This is a genomic window from Streptomyces sp. NPDC047525, assembly GCF_040643025.1.
Taxonomy (GTDB): domain Bacteria; phylum Actinomycetota; class Actinomycetes; order Streptomycetales; family Streptomycetaceae; genus Streptomyces; species Streptomyces durmitorensis.
This window is the reverse complement of record NZ_JBEYTL010000007.1, coordinates 487,772-508,557: the sequence shown is the minus strand read 5'-3', so window position 1 is coordinate 508,557 and position 20,786 is coordinate 487,772. Positions and strand designations below refer to the sequence as shown.

General features: G+C 70.7%; 19 protein-coding genes and 1 tRNA gene. 14 read left to right on the top strand and 6 right to left on the bottom strand.

Annotated elements, in window-relative coordinates; genetic code table 11:
* Nucleotides 1-38: 38 nt before the first annotated feature.
* The 8 genes from ABZ833_RS23185 (at nt 39) to ABZ833_RS23150 (ending at nt 7,019) form a co-directional block, all read left to right on the top strand.
* Nucleotides 39-1,124 carry an ABC transporter ATP-binding protein gene (locus ABZ833_RS23185; protein WP_361049519.1) on the top strand — a complete coding sequence of 362 codons (1,086 nt, stop codon included), beginning with the start codon at nt 39-41 and terminating at the stop codon, nt 1,122-1,124.
* Nucleotides 1,121-1,768: an ABC transporter permease gene (locus ABZ833_RS23180; RefSeq protein ID WP_361049517.1), complete on the top strand. Its 648-nt coding sequence runs from the start codon at nt 1,121-1,123 to the stop codon at nt 1,766-1,768. The genes ABZ833_RS23185 and ABZ833_RS23180 overlap by 4 nt, the downstream gene beginning before the upstream one ends.
* Nucleotide 1,769: 1 nt before the next feature.
* Nucleotides 1,770-2,441 (top strand): ABC transporter permease, encoded by a 672-nt coding sequence (locus tag ABZ833_RS23175; protein WP_361049515.1) that lies wholly within the window; start codon nt 1,770-1,772, stop codon nt 2,439-2,441.
* Between the two features lie 20 nt (nt 2,442-2,461).
* On the top strand, nt 2,462-3,397 hold the full coding sequence (locus tag ABZ833_RS23170; RefSeq protein WP_361049686.1) for an ABC transporter substrate-binding protein: 936 nt from the start codon (nt 2,462-2,464) through the stop codon (nt 3,395-3,397).
* Nucleotides 3,398-3,458: 61 nt separating this feature from the next.
* Nucleotides 3,459-4,904, top strand: a complete 1,446-nt coding sequence (locus ABZ833_RS23165; RefSeq protein ID WP_361049513.1) for a cytosine permease — start codon at nt 3,459-3,461, stop codon at nt 4,902-4,904.
* 42 nt (nt 4,905-4,946) lie between these two features.
* A complete protein-coding gene (locus ABZ833_RS23160) occupies nt 4,947-5,372 on the top strand; it encodes a hypothetical protein (protein WP_249589494.1) in 426 nt (141 codons plus the stop codon).
* A gap of 107 nt (nt 5,373-5,479) precedes the next feature.
* Nucleotides 5,480-6,268 (top strand): phosphodiesterase, encoded by a 789-nt coding sequence (locus ABZ833_RS23155; RefSeq protein ID WP_361049511.1) that lies wholly within the window; start codon nt 5,480-5,482, stop codon nt 6,266-6,268.
* A 142-nt stretch (nt 6,269-6,410) separates the two neighbouring features.
* Entirely contained in the window at nt 6,411-7,019 is a 609-nt protein-coding gene (locus ABZ833_RS23150; RefSeq protein ID WP_361049509.1) for a short chain dehydrogenase, read from the top strand.
* Nucleotides 7,020-7,370: 351 nt separating this feature from the next.
* Here ABZ833_RS23150 and ABZ833_RS23145 read toward each other — a convergent pair whose 3' ends face one another.
* On the bottom strand, nt 7,371-8,762 hold the full coding sequence (locus ABZ833_RS23145; RefSeq protein WP_361049507.1) for a cystathionine beta-synthase: 1,392 nt from the start codon (nt 8,760-8,762) through the stop codon (nt 7,371-7,373).
* A gap of 166 nt (nt 8,763-8,928) precedes the next feature.
* Between ABZ833_RS23145 and ABZ833_RS23140 the strand changes: the two genes are divergently transcribed.
* The 3 genes from ABZ833_RS23140 to ABZ833_RS23130 all read left to right on the top strand — a co-directional run bounded on the left by ABZ833_RS23140 (nt 8,929) and on the right by ABZ833_RS23130 (nt 13,238).
* Entirely contained in the window at nt 8,929-9,951 is a 1,023-nt protein-coding gene (locus tag ABZ833_RS23140; protein WP_361049505.1) for an SGNH/GDSL hydrolase family protein, read from the top strand.
* A gap of 1,004 nt (nt 9,952-10,955) precedes the next feature.
* Nucleotides 10,956-12,176, top strand: coding sequence for an acetyl-CoA C-acetyltransferase (locus ABZ833_RS23135; protein ID WP_361049503.1), 1,221 nt, complete (start codon nt 10,956-10,958; stop codon nt 12,174-12,176).
* A gap of 234 nt (nt 12,177-12,410) precedes the next feature.
* A complete protein-coding gene (locus ABZ833_RS23130) occupies nt 12,411-13,238 on the top strand; it encodes a hypothetical protein (RefSeq protein ID WP_249589488.1) in 828 nt (275 codons plus the stop codon).
* A 34-nt stretch (nt 13,239-13,272) separates the two neighbouring features.
* On the opposite strand, the gene ABZ833_RS23125 is transcribed toward ABZ833_RS23130, so the two are convergent.
* Nucleotides 13,273-13,584: a hypothetical protein gene (locus ABZ833_RS23125; protein ID WP_361049500.1), complete on the bottom strand. Its 312-nt coding sequence runs from the start codon at nt 13,582-13,584 to the stop codon at nt 13,273-13,275.
* Between the two features lie 102 nt (nt 13,585-13,686).
* Between ABZ833_RS23125 and ABZ833_RS23120 the strand changes: the two genes are divergently transcribed.
* Nucleotides 13,687-13,917, top strand: coding sequence for a DUF4287 domain-containing protein (locus ABZ833_RS23120; RefSeq protein ID WP_160505450.1), 231 nt, complete (start codon nt 13,687-13,689; stop codon nt 13,915-13,917).
* A 98-nt stretch (nt 13,918-14,015) separates the two neighbouring features.
* On the opposite strand, the gene ABZ833_RS23115 is transcribed toward ABZ833_RS23120, so the two are convergent.
* The 3 genes from ABZ833_RS23115 to ABZ833_RS23105 all read right to left on the bottom strand — a co-directional run bounded on the left by ABZ833_RS23115 (nt 14,016) and on the right by ABZ833_RS23105 (nt 17,630).
* On the bottom strand, nt 14,016-14,930 hold the full coding sequence (locus tag ABZ833_RS23115) for a Bax inhibitor-1/YccA family protein (protein ID WP_361049498.1): 915 nt from the start codon (nt 14,928-14,930) through the stop codon (nt 14,016-14,018).
* A 66-nt stretch (nt 14,931-14,996) separates the two neighbouring features.
* Nucleotides 14,997-16,394, bottom strand: a complete 1,398-nt coding sequence (locus ABZ833_RS23110; protein ID WP_361049496.1) for an aromatic acid/H+ symport family MFS transporter — start codon at nt 16,392-16,394, stop codon at nt 14,997-14,999.
* 57 nt (nt 16,395-16,451) lie between these two features.
* Nucleotides 16,452-17,630 (bottom strand): 4-hydroxybenzoate 3-monooxygenase, encoded by a 1,179-nt coding sequence (locus tag ABZ833_RS23105; protein ID WP_361049494.1) that lies wholly within the window; start codon nt 17,628-17,630, stop codon nt 16,452-16,454.
* A gap of 145 nt (nt 17,631-17,775) precedes the next feature.
* On the opposite strand from ABZ833_RS23105, the gene ABZ833_RS23100 reads away from it, so the two are divergent.
* Nucleotides 17,776-19,419 (top strand): IclR family transcriptional regulator C-terminal domain-containing protein, encoded by a 1,644-nt coding sequence (locus ABZ833_RS23100; protein WP_361049492.1) that lies wholly within the window; start codon nt 17,776-17,778, stop codon nt 19,417-19,419.
* Nucleotides 19,420-19,447: 28 nt separating this feature from the next.
* On the opposite strand, the gene ABZ833_RS23095 is transcribed toward ABZ833_RS23100, so the two are convergent.
* Nucleotides 19,448-19,530: transfer RNA gene (locus tag ABZ833_RS23095), tRNA-Leu, on the bottom strand.
* A 387-nt stretch (nt 19,531-19,917) separates the two neighbouring features.
* On the opposite strand from ABZ833_RS23095, the gene ABZ833_RS23090 reads away from it, so the two are divergent.
* On the top strand, nt 19,918-20,688 hold the full coding sequence (locus ABZ833_RS23090; RefSeq protein WP_361049490.1) for an ABC transporter ATP-binding protein: 771 nt from the start codon (nt 19,918-19,920) through the stop codon (nt 20,686-20,688).
* The last annotated feature ends 98 nt before the right edge of the window (nt 20,689-20,786 follow it).

The following is a 20,786-nucleotide window of genomic DNA, read 5'->3' as shown; positions in this document are numbered from 1 at the left end:
CTCTGCATGACGATATACAGCCGGGCAAGGGACTCCTCATGATCCAATTCGATACGGTCCACAAGCGCTTCCCGAACGGCACAACCGCGGTCGACGACCTCACACTTGAGATGCCGGAAGGGGGCGTGACCGTCCTCGTCGGATCTTCCGGTTGCGGCAAGACGACGACGCTCCGCATGATCAACCGGATGGTCGATCCGACCTCCGGGACGATCAGGGTGGGCGGCAAGGACGTCCTGGAGCAGGACGCCGCCGAGCTGCGCCGCTCCATCGGGTACGTGATCCAGCAGTCCGGGCTCTTCCCGCACCGCACGGTCCTGGACAACATCGCCACCGTGCCGCTGCTGCTCGGCTGGGGCCGCAAGAAGGCGCGGGCGCGGGCGGCGGAGCTCCTGGACACGGTCGGCCTCGCCGCCGACGCCGGGAAGCGCTACCCGCACCAGCTCTCCGGCGGCCAGCAGCAGCGCGTCGGCGTGGCCCGCGCGCTGGCCGCCGACCCGCCGGTGCTCCTGATGGACGAGCCGTTCGGCGCGGTCGACCCCGTGGTCCGCACCCAGCTCCAGGACGAACTCCTGCGCCTTCAGCGGGAGTTGAACAAGACCATCGTCTTCGTCACGCACGACATCGACGAGGCGGTCAGGCTCGGCGACCGCATAGCCGTCTTCCGCACCGGCGGCCACCTCGTCCAGTGCGCGAGCCCCGCCGAGCTCCTCGCCCGCCCGGCCGACGACTTCGTCGCCGACTTCCTGGGCGCCGAGCGCGGCCTCAAGCTGCTCTCCCTGACGACGCTCGCCGACGTCCCCAAGGCCCCGGCCCCCGAGGGCGGCGCCTGGACGCTGCGCCTGGACACGGCGGGGGCTCCGGTCTCGTGGCGGCACAAGGACGGCACCGCGGCGGACGTCCCCGTACGCCCCCTGCGCGACACGGACTCGCTGCTCTCGGCCCTGAACGAGTCCATAGCCGCCCCCAGCGGCCTGATCGCCCGGGTCGACGCCGAGGGCACCCTGACCGGCGTCACGTCCCGCGACGACATCCACGACCACGCGGGGCACGTGCACACCGCGGCGAGCGCGGAGAACTCCGTGAACCCGGGCACGGCGGACGAAAGCACGGTGGACGCGTGACCGTCGACTGGTCGTGGATATCCGACCACACCGGCGATCTCACCACCCTCACCCTCTCCCACCTCCAGGCCGCCCTCACCGCCGTACTCCTCGGCCTGCTCATCTCGCTCCCCCTGGCCGTCGTCGCCCACCGCGTGCGCCCCCTGCGCGGACTGCTCCTCGGCCTGTCGAACATCCTCTTCACCATCCCGTCCATCGCCGTCTTCGTGCTGCTCCTGCCGGTCAGCGGGCTCACCCGCACCACCACCGTCATCGGCCTGACGATCTACACGCTCGTCGTGCTCCTGCGGAACACCGTCGAGGGCCTGGACTCCGTCCCCGCCAAGACCAAGGAAGCCGCGAAGGCCATGGGCACCCGGCCCCTGCGCACCCTCCTCACCGTCGAGCTGCCGCTCGCACTCCCCGTGATCATGGCGGGCGTGCGCATCGCGACGGTCATGGCGATCTCCCTCGTCTCCGTCGCGACCTACATCGGCGACGGCGGCCTCGGCCAGCTCTTCACGGACGGGTTCCAGCGCAACTTCCCCACCCCCGTCATCGTCGGCGTCGTCCTGACCCTGCTCCTCGCGCTCGTCGCGGACGCGCTGCTCGTCACCCTCCAGTACGTCCTGACGCCCTGGACCCGCCGCAAGAGGAGCGCGTGACATGTACGAACTCTTCAAGGACCTCGGCGCCTGGCTGGTCAGCGGCGAGCAGTGGGCCGGGTCCGACGGCATCGGGCACCGCCTCGCCGAGCACCTCCAGTACTCGCTGCTCGCGACCCTCATCGCCGCCGCCATCGCCCTTCCGGTCGGCCTGCTCATCGGGCACACCGGGCGCGGCGCCTTCCTCGCCATCAACCTCTCCAGCTTCGGGCGCGCGCTGCCCACGGTCGGCCTCGTCGTGCTGGTCTTCCTCGCGAGCGGGCTCTCGATGTGGCCCGTCTACATCGCGCTCGTCGCCCTCGCCGTGCCGTCCATCGTGACCAACACGTACGCCGGGATGACCGCTGTCGACCCGGAGGTGCGGGACGCCGCGCGCGGCCAGGGCATGCGCTGGCACCAGGTCCTCTTCCAGGTCGAACTGCCCCTCGCGCTCCCCCTGATCATGACCGGCCTGAGGCTCGCGCTCATCCAGGTCGTCGCGACCGCCACCATCGCCGCGTACGTCTCCTTCGGCGGGCTCGGCAGGTACGTCTTCGACGGGCTCGCCCAGCGCGACCTCGTGCAGGTGCTCGGCGGCGCGGTCCTCGTGGCGCTCGTCGCCGTCGTACTCGATCTCGCGCTCTCCGGACTGCAGCGCGCCCTCTTCCGCCACCGCCCCGCCAAGTCGGCCTAGGAGCACACCAGATGGCCCCCATGAACCGCAGGACACTCCTCGGCGGACTCTTCGCCGCCGCGTCCGTCCCCGCACTCGCCGCCTGCAGCGGCGGCATCACCTCCCTCGACGGAGGGGGCTCCGGCGGCACAGGCGGTGGCTCCAGCAAGAACGGCGTCACCATCGGCACCGCCAACTTCACCGAGAACCAGGTACTCGGCTACCTCTACGCCGCCGCGCTCGAGGCGGAGGGCGTGAAGACCACGGTCCGCCCCAACCTCGGCACCCGCGAGATCCTCATCCCCGCCCTCAAGGGCGGCGACATCGACCTCCTGCCCGAGTACCAGGGCGCCCTCCTGCACTACCTCGACGCCAAGGCGAAGGCCACCGAGGAGGGCGAGATGCAGAACGCCCTCGCCATGGCCCTGCCGCGCGGCCTGCAGATCCTCCCCTACGGCAAGGCCGAGGACTCCGACGCCTTCGTCGTCACCCGCGAGACCGCCGAGGAGTACGGCCTCAAGTCCCTCGCGGACCTGGCCAAGCACAACGGCAAGCTCGTCATCGGCGCCGCGCCCGAGGTCAAGAAGCGCACGGTCGGCTCCGTGGGCCTCAAGGACGTCTACGGGGTCGAGTTCAAGGAGTTCAAGTCACTCGACTCCTCGGGCCCGCTGGTGAAGGGCGCCCTGAAGAAGGGCGACGTCGACGTCGCGAACCTCTTCACCACCGACACCGACATCATCGCCGAGAAGTGGGTCGTGCTCACCGACCCCAAGAACCTGATCCCCGGCCAGCACGTCGTCCCGCTCATCGCCGACCGCAAGGCCGACTCGACGGTCCGTGCGGCGCTCGGCCGCCTCGGCAACGCGCTGACGACCAAGGACCTCACCGAGCTCAACCGCCTGGTGGACAAGGACAAGAAGGACCCGGAGGACGTCGCGAACGACTGGGCGGCGCGGCACGGGATCACCAAGAAGTAGCCGACAGCAACAAGCAGCCGACCAAAGGCAGTTCGTACAGCAGCAGGGAGTTCACCGGATCATGGCAGACACTCTCGTGGAGCGGCGCTCCATCGACGTCGTCCCCGACGACGAACGGCACGGCACGGCGTTCAGCCAGTTCACCCTCTGGCTCGGCGCCAACCTCCAGATCACCGCGGTCGTCACCGGCGCGCTCGCCGTCGTCTTCGGGGGCGACGTGGTGTGGTCGGTGATCGGCCTGCTGCTCGGCAATCTGCTCGGCGGCGCGGTCATGGCCCTGCACTCGGCCCAGGGACCGAAGCTGGGGCTGCCCCAGATGATCCAGTCCCGCGCCCAGTTCGGGGTGCGCGGCGCGGTCGTACCGCTCCTGCTCGTCATCCTCATGTACGTCGGCTTCTTCGCCAGCGGCAGCGTCCTCGCCGGACAGGCCACGGCCCAGCTCACGCACACGAACGACACCACCGGCATCATCATCTTCGCGGTGATCACCGCGGTGGTGGCGGCGGTCGGCTACCGCGTGATCCACGTCCTTGGCCGGGTGGCGAGCGTGATCTGCGCGCTCGCCTTCATCTACCTGGGCATCCGCCTCCTGGACCGCGTGGACCTGTCGGCACTGCTCGGCGACGCGCACTTCGACCTGCCGATGTTCCTGCTCGCGGTCTCCCTCTCGGCGTCCTGGCAGCTCGCCTTCGGGCCGTACGTCGCGGACTACTCGCGCTATCTGCCGCGTACGACATCGGGGCGGGCCACGTTCTGGTGGACCCTGTCGGGTTCGGCGCTCGGCTCGCAGTGGTCGATGACGTTCGGCGTACTCGTGGCGGCGAGCGCGGGCGACGCGTTCCTCGCCAACCAGGTCGGATACGTGGTCGGCCTGGGCGGCGCGGGCCTCATCGCGTCCTTCCTCTACTTCGTGATCGCGCTGGGCAAGCTGACGATCAACGTGCTCAACACCTACGGCGGCTTCATGTCGATGGTGACCAGCATCAGCGGATTCCGCGGCCAGAAGACGCTCTCGCCGCGCGGCAGGGCGGCGTACATCGCGCTGATCATGGTGGCGGGCACGGTGGTGGCACTGCTCGGCAAGGACAGCTTCCTGACGTCCTTCAAGGACTTCCTGCTGTTCCTGCTGACGTTCTTCACGCCGTGGTCGGCGATCAACTTGGTCGACTACTACCTGATCTCCAAGGAGCGCTACGACATCCCGGCGCTCTCCGACCCTCACGGCCGCTACGGAGCCTGGCGCTGGGACGCGCTGACGGTCTACGGAGTGGGGCTGCTCGCCCAGCTCCCCTTCCTGGTGACGCACTTCTACACCGGCCCGCTGGTGGAGCCGCTCGGCGGCGCCGACATCTCGTGGATCGTGGGTCTGGTGGTCCCCGCGGCCCTGTACTGGCTCCTCGCCCGCCGCGACACGTCGCACATCCCGGCGGAGACGGTGACGGGGGCGGGGACGGACACGGGGACGGGCACGGCAGGGGGCCTGGCCCCGGCGAAAATGGGGGGATAGCCCCACTGTCACGCCCACGTCGGCTGCGTAACGTAAAAGACTATGGAAGCCCGTGACGCCGAACTCAAAAAAGAACTCGACGCCACTCTGCACGCCCGCAGAGAGCTAGGCGAAGAGTATGAGTCCGCGCTGGTCGACTCTTTCCTCGGAAAGGTCGAGCAGCGCCTGGACGGCACCATCGACCGGCGGATGCGCCGGCACATGGCCGAGCAGCAGATGGTCGTCGCCCGCGGCTCCCGCGCACCGAACGGCGCCGTGGACTCCTGGGGCGAGCGCTTCGGCTTCGGCATCGTCTCGCTGATCCTCGCGATCCCGCTCTCGGCGATCGGCGTGGTCAACGCCGACCTGCCCGGCCTCTTCGTCACCTGGGGCGGCATCGTCGGCGTGAACGCGGTGCATTCGATGCGGGGCATGAACTTCGGGCGCGGCCGCAGGGAGCGCGAGCGGAAGTCGGAGTGGGACGACTGATCCGAGTGGGACGACCGAGGTTCTGCCCCCTGAGTTCCTGACGGCCGGGGTTCTGCTGTCAGCAGGACCGGTGGCGCGAGCACCCGCCCAAGGCGGACCGTGCCCTCATGACCACCTCCGTGGCACACCTCAGTGACCTGCACCTCACCACCGGCCCGCTGGCCGCCGAACCGGCGGCCGGTCTGCGCCGCGCGCTCGCCCGCGTCCTGGCCCTGGAACCCCGGCCCACCTGCGTGGTGCTCACCGGCGACCTGACGGAACACGGCCACCCCGACGAGTACGAGCAGCTGCGCGAACTCATCGCGGGCTTCCCGCTGCCCCTGCACCTGACGACCGGCAACCACGACGACCCGGCGGCCCTGGCCAAGACCTTCGGCGGCACGGCACACCTCGGCGGAACACACGCCACTCACTACGCGGTCGAGTACGACGACCTGACGCTGATCGCCCTGGACTCGAACGTGCCCGGCGCCGGACACGGCCGCCTGGGTGAGGCCCAACTCGCCTGGCTGGACGAGCAGTTGACGGCCCGCCCCGAGATCCCCGCCCTGGTCTGCGTGCACCACCCGCCGACGGCCATCGGCATCCCGTACCTGGACGGCATGCGCCTGACGGACGGCGACGCCCTGGCGGAGGTGGTGGCCCGCCACCCCCACGTGGTCCGGGTCCTCGCGGGCCACGTCCACCGCCCGATCACCGGCGGCTACGCGGGCACCACCCTGTCGACCGCCCCGTCGACGTACCTCCAGAGCGCCCTCGCGCTGAGCACGGACGACACCATGGGCTACGCACCCGAGCCGACGGCCTTCCAGCTCCACCTCCAGGCGACCACGGGCGGCTGGGTCACGCACACGGTGGCGGTGAGCCATGCGGCGGCGAAGATCCAGGGGTACTGAAAGCCCGCGCCGAAGCCCGCACCGAAGGTCATCCCCCGTGGTTATGACGACAGGTATTGGACGCGGTCGCGCACTCCCCCGAACCTGAACGAAGGCCAGTTCAGCACCTCAGTACTGCTCAACGCTCAGGAGACGGGACCCCATGAAGATCGTCGTCATCGGTGCAAGCGGCACCATCGGATCCGCGCTCGCCGACACCCTTGAGGCAAGCGGCAGCCACGAGGTCGTCCGGGCGTCGCGGCGCGGTCCGGTCGTGGTGGATCTGGCGCGGCCGGATTCGATCGACGAGATGTTCGACGCGGTCGGGACCGTCGACGCGGTGGTCGCGGTCGCCGGGAGCGGGCAGATCGCGCGGATCGACGCCTCGCCCGACGACGACTACTTCACGGGCCTCGAAGGCAAGATGCTGGGCCAGATCCACCTCACACGCCGCGCGGCGCACCGCCTCGCCGACGGCGGCTCGCTCACCCTCACCAACGGCATCTCGACGTTCTCCGAGCCCGGCCTCTCCTTCGCCGCCCTGGTCAACGGAGGCCTCGGCCACTTCGTGCCGACCGCGGCGGCCGAGATGCCGCGCGGGATCCGGCTGAACTCCGTCAGCCCGGGATGGGTCGCGGAGACCCTGGAGAAGATGGGGCGCGACGGGGCGCAGGGGACGCCGGTGGCCGAGGTGGTCCGCGCGTACGTCGAACTGATCGAGGGGACGGGGCAGGGTCTGGTGGTGGAACCCGGAGTGCCCGCGCCGAGCTGAACTGACGGGGCATCACGCGCTCGGACGTACGCAGGTGTTCCGGCAGACGTATTCCGACAGACGTATTCCGGCAGACGTATACGAAGTTCATGCGCGGGGACCGCCGCACCCCCGGTTTCCCAGGGGGCGGGACGACGGCGGTCCCCGCGAGGGACGCGTGCCGGGTCAGGACCGGGCCTCGCGTCCAGGCGTTCAGAGGTCCGGGAGCCGCTCCGGAGTTCCTGTACGCCGACAACAACCAATGTGCCGGAGCCGTGTTAAGCGGGTGCTGCGCGGACGTGACGCGCTCGTACCACTTCCGCGAAGTTCGCCCCACGGCTCCCGGCACACGGCTCCCGGCGAACCCGGCGGCTACTGCCCCTGCTGCTCCGCGAGGAAGGCCAGCAGGTCCTGACGGCTCACCACACCGGTCGGCTTGCCCTCGACCAGGACGATCGCCGCGTCGGCCCGGCCGAGCACCGACATCAGGTCGGCCACCGGCTCACCGGAGCCGACCTGCGGCAGCGGGTCCGACATGTGCTTCTCCAGCGGGTCGGAGAGCGAGGCGCGCTGCGTGAACAGGGCGTCCAGGAGCTCGCGTTCGACGACGGAGCCGATGACCTCGGCCGCCATCACGTCCGGGTGGCCCGCGCCCGGCTTCACGATGGGCATCTGCGAGACACCGTACTCACGCAGTACGTCGATGGCCTCGCCGACCGTCTCCTCCGGGTGCATGTGGACGAGTGAGGGCAGCTCGCCACCCTCCTTGCGGCGCAGTACGTCACCGACGCGAGGCGCGTCGCCTGCCTGCTCCAGGAACCCGTAGTCGTTCATCCACTCATCGCTGAAGATCTTGCTCATGTAGCCGCGCCCGGAATCGGGCAGGAGCACGACGACAACATCATCGGGACCGAGCCGCTCGGCGACCCGCAGCGCGGCCACGACGGCCATCCCGCAGGACCCGCCGACGAGCAGCCCTTCCTCCTTCGCGAGCCGCCGCGTCATCTGGAAGGAGTCCTTGTCGGACACCGCGATGATCTCGTCGGTCACGTTCCGGTCGTACGCCGTCGGCCAGAAGTCCTCACCGACGCCCTCGACGAGGTAGGGCCGCCCGGAGCCGCCGGAGTACACGGACCCCTCGGGGTCGGCGCCGACCACGGTGACCGCACCCTTCGAGATCTCCTTGAGATACCCACCGGTCCCGGAGATGGTGCCGCCGGTCCCGATACCGGTCACAAAATGGGTGATCTTCCCTTCCGTCTGCTCCCACAGCTCAGGGCCGGTGGAGTGGTAGTGGGAGAGGGGGTTGTTCGGGTTGCTGTACTGGTCGGGCTTCCAGGCACCGGGGGTCTCGCGCACGAGGCGGTCGGAGACGTTGTAGTACGAGTCCGGGTGCTCGGGATCAACGGCCGTGGGGCAGACGACGACGTCGGCGCCGTAGGCCCGCAGCACATTGATCTTGTCCAGGGAAACCTTGTCCGGGCAGACGAAGATGCACTTGTAGCCCTTCTGCTGGGCCACGATGGCGAGCCCGACCCCGGTGTTGCCGGACGTCGGCTCGACGATCGTGCCGCCGGGCTTGAGCTCCCCGCTCTGCTCGGCCGCCTCGATCATGCGCAGCGCGATGCGGTCCTTCACGGAACCACCGGGGTTGAAGTACTCGACCTTGGCCAGGACGGTTGCCTGAATGCCCGTGGTCACGTTGTTGAGCCTCACCAGCGGGGTGTTGCCGACGAGACTGATCATCGAGTCGTGGAATTGCACCGTTGTCTCCGGGCTGCGATGTAGTGCGACGAATGGGTGCCGTCAGCCTAAGGCTCCCGTTCAGTTCCCGTTCAGTCGTTCACCTTCACCCGCGATTGGCCGACCGTCCTTACGGGGCAATGAGTTGATGTAGGGCGGTATGGCTACGAGGAGGTGGCTGCAGGGCATGTCGAGGGCGAGGGTGGCGCGGCGGATTGCTGCGGGCGCGGCTTACGGCGGCGGAGGTATCGGGCTGCTCGGGGCGGCGACCGTGGGAGTGGTCCTCGCCGAGGTGCAGCTGGCGAAGCGGTCCGTCGGCAACAGCGGGGAGCATCCGGCTCCGCCGCGGGCGGACGGACGCTACGGCTGGGGGTTCGCGGATGGACCCGAGGGCGCGGAGCCCTTGCGGTTCGCGATGCTCGGCGATTCGACCGCCGCGGGTCAGGGGGTGCACCGGGCCCGGCAGACTCCCGCCGCGCTGCTCGCGGCGGGGCTTGCCGCGGTGGCCGAGCGGCCGGTGGAGCTGCGGAACGTGGCGCTGCCGGGTGCCCAGTCGGACGACTTGGACCGCCAGGTGGGGCTGATCCTGTCCGACTCCTCGTCCTGGGTTCCTGATGTGTGCGTCGTGATGATCGGTGCGAACGACGTGACACATCGGATGCCGCCGACGCGTTCCGTGCGCCATCTGGCGGCGGCGGTGCGCAGGCTGCGTACGGCCGGGGCCGAGGTGGTGGTCGGGACCTGTCCCGACCTGGGGACGGTCGAGAACGTCTATCAGCCGTTGCGGTGGATGGCGCGGCGGGTTTCGCGGCAGCTGGCCGCCGCGCAGACGATCGGCGTGGTCGAGCAGGGCGGGCGGACGGTGTCGCTCGGGGACCTGCTGGGCCCCGAGTTCCTGGCGAATCCGCGGGAGCTGTTCGGTCCCGACAACTACCACCCCTCCGCGGAGGGGTACGCGACCGCGGCGATGGCGGTGCTGCCGACGCTGTGCGCTGCGCTGGGGCTGTGGCCGGAGGAGGAGCGCCCCGACGTGTCGCGGCGTGAAGGGTTCCTGCCGGTGGCCCGTGCGGCCGCGCAGGCCGCGTCGGAGGGTGGCACGGAGGTGGCCGCGGCGATGCCCACGGGGCCCCGGGGCCCCTGGGCCCTGCTCAAACGCCGCCGCCGGCGGCGCATCCACCACGCTCCGGACCCGTCCCCGCTGCCGCAGTAGCCCTGCGGGGGGCTGGGGGGGGGATTGCTGGCCCGGCGATGCCGCCGGGGCGGGCCAGGCCGTAGCGATGCGCGCCTGCGGGTCGTGGCGCGACGCCGGGGCTGGGCAGCGGGCCCGCGCCTGCGGGTCGTGGCGCGGGGCTGGGGCTGGGCAGCGGGCCCGCGCCTGCGGGTCGTGGCGCAGCGCCGGGGCTGAACAGCCGCGGGTCGCCCAGCCCCAGCCCCCCGGGGCCTGCCATGCCGGTGGGTCTCTGCGGGTCGCCCACACTGGCCCGCCGCTGCGCGGCGGATGTCTCCCTCCCACCCACCCGTTTACCCCGGAGCGAGATCGTCGCCAAGAGCAGCTGCGCGCGGGGGGTGGGTGGGCGGGGAGGATCCGCCGCGCAGCGGCGGGAGCGGGTGAGACCTGCCGGGTAATCGGGTGGGTGGGTGGGGAAGATCCGGCGCGAAGCGGCGGGACAGGGAGAGCCCCCGAGGCAGGCGGGAGCGGGTAAGGCCCGCCGAGTAATCGGGCGGGTGGCCGGGAGACATCCAGCGCGAAGCGGCGGGACAGAGACAGCCCCCGAGGCAGGCGGGAGCGGGCAAGGCCCGCCGGGTAATCGGGCGGGTGGGCGGGGAAGATCCGGCGCGAAGCGGCGGGACAGGGAGAGCCCCCGAGGCAGAAGGACCGCCGGGTAATCGGGTGGGCGGGCGGGAGACATCCGACGCGAAGCGGCGGGACAGAGACAGCCCCCGAGGCAGGCGGGAGCGGGTGAGACCCGCCGGGTAATCGGGCGGGTGGGCGGGAGGCATTCGCCGCGCAGCGGCGGGACAGCCCCCGGGATGGGAGCCGCCGCGGCAGGTGGGACCCCCGGCGGCGCCACAGGCACCCCCAAGGCGCCCCCGCCAGCCTGAGCAAGCGCTTAGAAAAATGCGGCCCGCATCACAGTCCCCGCCCGATGACTGATCGCGATACGTGCAGGTAACTTCCCAAGGAGTCCTGCCCCCTCGTCACAGGAGCCCGTGATGCCCGAAGCCGTGATCGTCTCCGCCGCCCGCACCCCGATCGGTCGCGCCTTCAAGGGCTCCCTGAAGGATCTGCGCCCCGACGACCTGACCGCCACGATCATCGAGGCCGCCCTCGCCAAGGTCCCCGAGCTCGACCCGAAGCTCATCGACGACCTGATGCTCGGCTGTGGTCTGCCGGGCGGCGAGCAGGGGCACAACCTCGGCCGCATCGTCGCCGTACAGATGGGCATGGACCACCTGCCGGGCTGCACCATCACCCGCTACTGCTCCTCCTCCCTGCAGACGAGCCGCATGGCCCTGCACGCCATCAAGGCGGGCGAGGGCGACGTCTTCATCTCCGCGGGCGTCGAGATGGTGTCCCGCAGCATCAAGGGCTCCAGCGACGGGCTCCCCGACACCCACAACCCCCTCTTCGCCGACGCCGAGGCCCGCACCGAGGCCGTGTCCAAGAGCGAGGGCTCGGACTGGCACGACCCCCGCCAGGACGGCCTGATCCCGGACGCGTACATCGCGATGGGGCAGACCGCCGAGAACCTGGCCCGCGCCAAGGGCGTCACCCGTCAGGACATGGACGAGTTCGGCGTCCGGTCCCAGAACCTCGCCGAGGAAGCCCTGAAGAACGGCTTCTGGGAGCGCGAGATCACCCCCGTCACCACCCCTGACGGCACCGTCGTCAGCAAGGACGACGGCCCCCGCGCCGGCGTCACCCTCGAAGGCGTCCAGGGCCTCAAGCCCGTCTTCCGCCCCGACGGCCGCGTCACCGCCGCCAACTGCTGCCCGCTCAACGACGGCGCCGCCGCCCTCGTGATCATGAGCGACACCAAGGCCCGCGAGCTCGGCCTGACCCCGCTGGCCCGCATCGTCTCGACCGGCGTCACCGGCCTCTCCCCCGAGATCATGGGCCTCGGCCCGGTCGAGGCGTCGAAGCAGGCCCTCTCCCGCGCCGGTCTCACCGTCGACGACATCGACCTGTTCGAGATCAACGAGGCCTTCGCCGCCCAGGTGATCCCCTCCTACCGCGACCTGAACATCCCGATCGACAAGCTGAACGTCAACGGCGGCGCCATCGCCGTCGGCCACCCCTTCGGCATGACGGGCGCCCGCATCACCGGCACGCTCATCAACTCCCTCCAGTTCCACGACAAGCAGTTCGGTCTGGAGACCATGTGCGTCGGCGGCGGACAGGGCATGGCGATGGTCATCGAGCGCCTCAGCTGACCCTCCGGCCCCCCGCGGAACCCCCGCCTCTCCATTGATTCGTGACTCAATCTCCCCCAGGATGTGACCTATCTCCTGGGGGAGATGCATATGCCCAGGTCAGAGCATGTCTGTGGATAAACACCGGGCCGAAAGACCTGTCCAATTCGTGACGTAATGCACTGACAGGTGGATCGTGCAGGCTTCAAGCTGATGTAGGAAGTCGGGGGTCGACTTGAAACCGGGAGTACGTCAGTGAGCGCTTTGCCTCTTGCCTTGCTGCTCTCCACGGCCGCTGCCACGGCCGTGAGTGCCGCCGCCCTGCACGCCGTGCACGGGCTTCGGAAGCAGCTCGCAGAAATTACCGCCCTGCGAACCGAGCTGGCCCAGAGCCACTCGGCGACCGCACACGCCGCGGTGCCCGCCGCCCGCACCACTCCGGACACCGACGAGATACGCACGGCTGTCGCCGAGGCACTCGCCGAGGAACGGGAGCGCGAGCTGGCCGAGGCACGGGCCTTCTGGGCCGCCCAGGAAGCCCGTGACGCCTCGGACGCGCCCTCGCTCCTGAGCGGCCTGCCCGGACTCTCCGACATGGCCGACGAGCTGTTCCTGCCCCGCCAGGCGGACTTCTCGGGCCTGGAGGCGGACAGCCTGGAGCCGGTCATCGAGCCGTACGGCGATCCGGCCGACGAGTTCGCGGGAGACTCCCCGGAGCTGGCCGCGGCCCGCCGCCGCCACCCCTCGCACCCGGATTTCGTCCCGGTGCAGTCCCCCGTCAACGGCGACCACGAGCGCACCGTCGCCTGTCTTGAGGAACTGGCCGACGCCCGCACGGCGCTCGCCGACGTCCGCCCGGGACCGCTCGGCACGCTGGACGTCTACGTCTTCGCCGACGGCACGACGCTGTGCATGACCCCGGGCCACCGCGAGACCGCGGAGCTCCTGTCCGACGCCCTGCGCGACGGCCACACCCCGGTCCTGCTCGGCGGCTCCGGAGTCTCCGGCGCCTACGCCCTGACCTTCGAGTGCGGCACCGAGAACGTCTACATCCTGGCGGACCGCGTCATCGCCTCCGTCTGACCGAAGCGGCCCCGGCGCACGCCGGGGTCACACGTCACACACCGGCGCGCTTCTGCGCCTTCTCCACGAGTGTCAGTGCCTCGGCCAACTGGCCGGAATCCTTGAGCACAAGGGCCAAATCCCGCCCCGCGACCGTGATTTGGTCGGCCGCCGCGAACATCCCGGCGTCCGGCATCTCCCGCGGCTCCGCGTCCGGTACCTCGATCCGCTGCGCCCACGCCGCCAGTTCCCTGGCCAGAGCGAGCGCCTCGGTCGCCGCCCCCCGCTGCAGGCGACTCTGCGGGGCGGCCCGCAACCGGTCGGCGAATTGGTCCACTGCGGCCGTCAAAAGCGTCGTATCAAGCACCCGGCGACCTTATGCGCCTGGGCGGGACTGTTGCCAACGTCCCAACGCTCAGGCACGGTGTCGTGAAGGACGGAACACATCGCGACGCGTCCGGAGGCGCCGATGTCCCAAGTCTTCTCCGAGGAGACCCACCGCAATCTGATCGCCCGCATCCCCCACTGCACCGGTCGTGAGATCTCCGACTGGCTTCGCGCCGTAGACGAAGGCCCTTCGCTCTTCCGCTTCGAAGAGAAGGTCAGCTGGCTCCGCGCGGAACACAATCTGGCGTACGGGCACGCCAAGGCAATCATTCACGAGTACGACTTGCGGCGGGCCGCCCGCAAGCTGCTCTGACTCCCCTGTCCCCCTCACCCTCACTCACTCACACCCACACACGGCGAAGGGCCCCGCGGAACGCATGTTCCGCGGGGCCCTCCGGTGCGTCAGGCGCGTCAGTCGTTGCCCTGCAAGATGGCGATCAGACGCAGGAACTCGAGGTAGATCCAGACGAGCGTCATCGTCAGACCGAACGCCGCGAGCCAGGCCTCTTCCTTCGGCGCTCCGTACGCGATGCCGTCCTCGACCTGCTTGAAGTCAAGGGCCAGGAAGCACGCACCGAGCAGGATGCCGACGATGCCGAAGACGATGCCGAGGCCGCCGCTGCGGAAGCCGAGGCCGTCGCCGCCGCCGAAGACCGCGAACAGGAGGTTCACGGCGGTCAGCAGCAGGAAGCCCATCGCCGCGGCCATCACGAAGCCGTAGAAGCGACGGTTGACGCGGATCCAGCCCGCCTTGTAGGCGATGAGGACACCGGCGAAGACCGCCATCGTGCCGATCACGGCCTGCATGGCCGCGCCGCTCGCGATGCGGTTGTCGACGACGCTGGAGACGACGCCGAGGAAGACACCCTCCAGGGCGGCGTACGTCAGGATCAGCGGGGGCGAGGCCTTGCGCTTGAAGGCCTGCACCAGGCCGAGCACCATCGCGATGAGGCCTGCGCCGATCGCGATGCCGTACGACTTGCTGATGTTGGCGTCGTCCACCGGCAGCAGCGCCCAGGCGAGCGCGGCCGTGACCACGAGCGTGCCGAGCGTGGTGGCGGTGCGCATGACGACGTCGTCCATCGTCATGCGGCCCGCGGTGGTTACGGGCGCCTGGGGCGCGCCGTGCTGCAGGTCCTGCTGGGCGTACGGGTTCGTCGCGTACGGATTGGCCGGGGCCTGCTGGCCCGCGGTCGCGTACGGGTTGCCCTGCTGGGTCTGTGTCCCGCCCGCGGGTCCCCCGGCCTGCGGCTGCGTGCCGAAGCCCGCGTAGCCGTTGTCGCGGCTGAACCCCCGTCGCGAGAAGACCGGGTTACTGCTCCTCATTTCACTCCTCCATGGCCACCGGGCGTGGCTTTGGCTCAAGAGTAATGCGTAGGCAAAAGGAAGACCCTAGTGCTTGGGGAGGATCTTTCCCTCCTTGTGACCAAGAACGACGGGCCCGGTGCTCTCTGTTCCCGGTGAGGCGGTGGATACACCCTCGTCGGCCGGGGTCCGGCGGCTGCGCCGGACGAGTGGCACCAGCGAGATCGCGACGGCTCCGAGCACGGCGGCCACGGCGAACGTGGTGAATCCGAGTGACGCGTTTCCGCCGGAGACGACGGCGCCTCCCAGCCACGGTCCGACGACCGCGCCGGTGCGCCCGACGCCGGTGATCCAGCCGAGCCCCGTGGCGCGCTGGGCGGGCGTGTAGACCGAAGGGGCGGAGGCGTAGACCATCACCTGCGCCGAGAAGAGCCAGATGCCGGTCATGAAGACGATCACGTACGCGACACCGAGCGGCAGCTCGGCCCTGAGCAGGAAGGTTCCGCAGGCGGTGAGCAGGAACCAGATCGCGGAGATCCGCACGGCGCCGAACTTGTCGGCGGCCCGCCCGGCGACCAGCATGCCGACGATGCCGCCCGCGTTGATCACCATGAGGAAGGTCACGGAGGAGGAAAGGGAGTAGCCGGAGGCGCGCATCAGCTCGGGGAGCCAGGTGGAGACCCCGTAGACGAGGAGCAGTCCGGCGAAGGACGCGAGCCACAGGAGCGGGGTGGCCAGGCGCTGGCCCGGCGTGAAGAGCGAGGCGACGGCGGCGAAGCGGCCCTTGGCGCCCGCCTCGGGGGCTTCGGCGAGCGTCGGGGACGGCAGCGAGAAGCGTCTGGCCACGGCCTCGGCCTCGCTCGTGCGGCCCTTGGCGAGGAGCACGCCGGGCGATTCGGGCAGCCACTTCAGTACGAGGGGGATGGCGACGACGGCGGGGATCACACCCGCCCAGAAGACGACGCGCCAGCCGTGGTCGGGCCCGAGCCAGAGCCCGAGGCCCGTGGCCGCCATGCCGCCCGCGTGGTACGAGGTCATCATCAGGCCGGTGGCGAGCGCGGCCCTGCGGGGCGGCGCGAACTCGGCGACGATCGCGAGGCTGATCGGCATCAGGCCGCCGAGCCCGAGCCCGGCGATGAACCGCCCACCGCCGAAGACGGCGGCGCTGGGCGCGAGCGCGCAGACCGCGGAGCCCAGCGAGAAGAGTGCGACGCTCCCCGTCACCATCGGCTTGCGGCCGACCCAGTCGGTGAGCGTGCCGCAGCCGAGGGCGCCGATGAGCATGCCGAAGGTGGTCCAGGAGCCGATGGTGCCCGCGGTCGACGCGGTGAAGCCGAAGCCCTTGTCGTCGATGAGGTGCGGCATCACGGCGCCGTAGATGTTGACGTCCATGCCGTCGAAGAAGACGACGAGCCAGCACAGGGCTATGACGGGGGCGACGGATCTGAAGGTCCGCTGGGGCGCGGCGCCTTGGGGAGCGGTCACGGAGCTCTCACTTCTTTGTGGAGTGGGGACTTTCCGGGGGACGGGGGCGCGGCGGGCTCAGTCGAGGGGGAAGCCCGTGTAGCTCTCCGCGAGGTCGGCCTCGGCCGAGCGCGCGGTCGTGATGCGGTCCAACTGGGCGAGCTGGATGCGGTCGTCGAAGGGGGTGGCTTCGGGGGCGCGGTGCAGCATCGTGGTCATCGCGTACGAGAAGCGCTCGGCCTGCCAGACGCGGCGCAGGCAGGTCTCCGAGTACGCCTCCAGGCGGGCGTCGGAGCCGGTCTCGCGGTACTCGACGAGGGCGCGGGCGAAGGTGACGACGTCGCCGACGGCGAGGTTGAGGCCCTTGGCGCCGGTGGGCGGGACGATGTGGGCGGCGTCCCCGGCGAGGAAGACGCGTCCGTGCCGCATCGGCTCATGGACGTGACTGCGCATGGGGGTGACGGACTTGGAGGTGATGGGGCCGCGCTTCAGCGTCCAGGCGGGGTCGTCCGTCTCCAGGCGGCGGTCGAGCTCGTCCCAGATCTCCTCGTCGCCCCAGTCGGCGGCGTCCGTGCCCGCGGGGACCTGGAGGTAGGCGCGGGTGACGGTGGGCGAGCGCATGGACAGGAGGGCGAAGCCGCGGTCGTGGCGGGCGTAGACCAGTTCGTCGTGCGAGGGCGGCACGTCGGCGAGGATGCCGAGCCAGCCGAAGGGGTACGTCCGCTCGAAGACCCGTGAGACATCGGCGGGCACGGCCTTGCGGGCCACGCCCCAGGAGCCGTCGCAGCCCACCACGTAGTCGCATGCGAGGACGTCCTCGCGGCCCTGGTGGCGGAAGCGGACGCGCGGGCTCTGGGTCTCGGCTCCCTCGACGGCGAGCGCCTCGGCCTCGAAGAACAGCGGGCCGCCGGCGGCGAGCTGGAGGGCTATGAGGTCCTTGCAGACCTCGGTCTGGGCGTAGACCATCACGGACCGGCCGCCGGTGAGCGCGGGGAAGTCGACGCGGTGCCTGCGGCGGTCGAAGCGCAGCTCGATGCCGTCGTGCCCGATGCCCTCGCGGTCCATGCGGGCGGCGGCGCCCGCCTCGCGCAGGACGTCGACGGTGCCCTGCTCCAGGATCCCGGCGCGCTGGCGCTGCTCGACGTAGGCGCGGTCCCGGGTCTCCAGGACGACGGAATCGATGCCGGCGTTGTGCAGCAGGCGGGCGAGGAGCAGGCCCGCCGGTCCGGCTCCGATGATTCCGACGGTGGTGCGCATCGGCCGACCCCTCCACTTGTTCGTCTGGTGAACTTTCGTTCATAATGTGCTGACGGGAGTCTCCGACCGGACCCAGCGGCTGTCAACGGTTGCGGGGCAGCCACTTTCGGTGCACCCGGTTTCCACCCGTGCGAGGAGCGGCGCCATGCCAGAAGAGTCCGTACGCGAAGAGTCCGTACGCCCCCTGGAGCGCGGTCTGGCGGTCCTGCGCGCCCTCGCGGTCGCCGACCAGGCCAGGGCGGGCGACCTCGTCCGCGCCACCGGCCTGGCCCGCTCGACGGTGGACCGGGTCGTGGCGACCCTGGCCCGCATCGGGTACGTACGCGAACAGGGCCAGGAACTCCACCTCACGCCCCGCCTGATGGAGCTCGGCAACGCCTACCTCGCGGCGAGCGGGCTCAGCGGCGAGGTCGCGGCGCGCACCGCACGGCTCGCGGACGATCTTGACGAGTCGGTGTCCCTCGCGGTGCCGGACGGCGACGGCGTCCGTTTCGTGACGCAGGCCGCGCGGCGCCGCGCCATGTCGGTGGCCTTCCGCATCGGCGATCTGCTCCCCGCCGAACGGTGCGCGCCGGGCGCGCTGTTCGCCGCCGAGTGGGACGAGGCCGCGTGGGCGGCGTGGCGGGCCCGGGTGGCCGCCGACCCCGAGGGGCGCGCCTTCCCCGCGCTGCCACCGGGTCCCGCGTCCACGCCCCCTGACCTCACGGACCGCGTGGAGCGCTCGCGCGTGACGGGCTGGGCCCTGGACGACCAGTTGATCGAGCCGGGCCTGATCGCGACGGCGGTCCCGGTGCGCGACGCGACGGGCCGCGCCCGGTACGCCCTGTCCGCGGTGAGCCACACCAGCAGGCACACGGCGCGGGGCCTGGCGGATCTTGTGCTGCCGAGGCTGCGCGCGGAGGCGGCGCTCCTGGAGTCCCTGCCGACCGCGCAAGCCACGTACGCGGAGCCCGAATTGACGGAAAGTCAGGAATCCGGCACGGCGGACGCCAAGGCCGAACTGGGCCCCGGCTTCCTCCAGTCACTCGCCCGCGGCCTCACCGTCCTGCGCGCCCTGGGCCGGGCCCGCGGCGACGGCCTCCCGCTCACCGCCGTCGCCGCGGCCACGGGCCTGCCACGGGCCACCGCACGCCGCTGCCTGCACACCCTGGGGACCGAGGGGTACGCGGCGCACGACGGCCGCCTCTACCGCCCTCTCCCCCGCATCATGGAGCTCGGCTACGCCCGCCTCTCCCGCCTCGGCTTCGCCGACATCGCCGAGCCGCATCTGCGTCAACTGACGGGCCGCGTCCACCAGTCGGCCTCGGTGACGGTGCTCGACGGCACGGACATCCTGTACGTGGCGCGGGCCGCGACGGTCCGCGTGATGAGCGTCCACATCACGCTCGGCACGCGCTTCCCCGCCTACCCCACGGCCATGGGCCGCGTCCTGCTCGCCGGGCTGCCGCAGGCGGAGCGTGCGCGCCTCCTGGAGGCTGCCCCGCCCAAGCCCCTCACCCGGCGCACCGCCACCGACCCGGCCGCCCTGCACCGCATCCTCGACCGGGCCGCCGCCGACGGCCACGCCACCGCGGACGAGGAGCTGGAGGAGGGCCTGCGCTCGGTCGCCGTACCGCTCAGGGACGCGGCGGGACGCGTGGTCGCCGCCCTGAACGTGGCCCAGCACGCGGGCACCGCCCCGCTGGAGGAGACCATCGAGGCGCTGCTTCCCGCGCTGCGCGAGACGGCGGCGGCGATCGAGGCGGACCTGCACACGGCGGCCCGCTTCAACGGCGTACTGATGCCGTAGCGGCATACCGCCGACGGCTTGGTGGAGGTGCCCGGAGCCGGACTTGAACCGGCACGCCCGCTAGGGGCAGCGAGGTTTAAGCTCGCCGTGTCTGCATTCCACCATCCGGGCAGGCCATGGGCTCCGCATCAAGTGATTCGACCCTATCGGGAGGCGTCCCCCGAACAGCGGAACAACAGCCCGATGTTGTCTTATTTTATTGACGTCTGAGGGTGCATCAGCCACCGGTACGACCCATCGGTACATGCCGCAGGCCCTTCCACCGCTGTGCGCCCTCCAGTACGGAATGACGGAATTTAGCCGCTTCCGGAATGTCCCCGGGTCACTGGCAGGTGCTACCCGTGTCAGGGGCCGAGGTCATCCCCAGGTATGACACAAGCGCCTCGAGTCCGACTGGAGAGGGCCCTCGGAACCGGAACAGCGGCTGACTACACGGCGCCGATCCGCAAGCACGATGGAGTACGTCCCCACTCATCGTCCCGACAGGAGCACCGCCCCGTGACCACCACCCCCTTCGCCGCCCGCACCACCGCAGTGGCCGCGCGCGCCACGGACCTCTCCAAGGTGTACGGCCAGGGCGAGACCCAGGTGGTCGCCCTGGACCATGTCTCCGTCGACTTCCGGCAGGGCGAGTTCACCGCGATCATGGGCCCGTCGGGCTCCGGCAAGTCGACCCTGATGCACTGCGTCGCCGGGCTCGACAGCTTCAGCGGCGGCTCCGTGCGGATCGGCGAGACCGAGCTGTCCACCCTCAAGGACAAGCAGCTCACCAAGCTCCGCCGGGACAAGATCGGCTTCATCTTCCAGGCCTTCAACCTCCTTCCGACGCTGACGGCCCTGGAGAACATCACGCTGCCGATGGACATCGCGGGCCGCAAGCCGGACAGTGCGTGGCTTGAGCAGGTCATCGCCATGGTCGGCCTGGCCGGGCGGCTCAAGCACCGGCCCACCGAGCTGTCCGGCGGGCAGCAGCAGCGTGTCGCCGTGGCCCGTGCGTTGGCCTCGCAGCCGGACATCATCTTCGGCGACGAGCCCACGGGAAACCTGGACTCGCGCTCGGGCGCCGAGGTCCTCGGCTTCCTGCGCAACTCCGTACGCGAACTGGGCCAGACCGTCGTGATGGTCACCCACGACCCGGTGGCCGCGGCGTACGCGGATCGCGTGATCTTCCTGGCCGACGGGCGCATCGTCGACGAGATGCTCTCGCCGACGGCGGACGGTGTCCTCGACCGGATGAAGCACTTCGACGCCAAGGGCCGGACCAGCTGAGCGCCGTGCGACGTCCGTAGACGCTGCCTGCCGGTACGTCGTGGCTGGTCGCGCAGTTCCCCGCGCCCCTGTGGGGCGCCCCCTTCGGGGCCCAACCT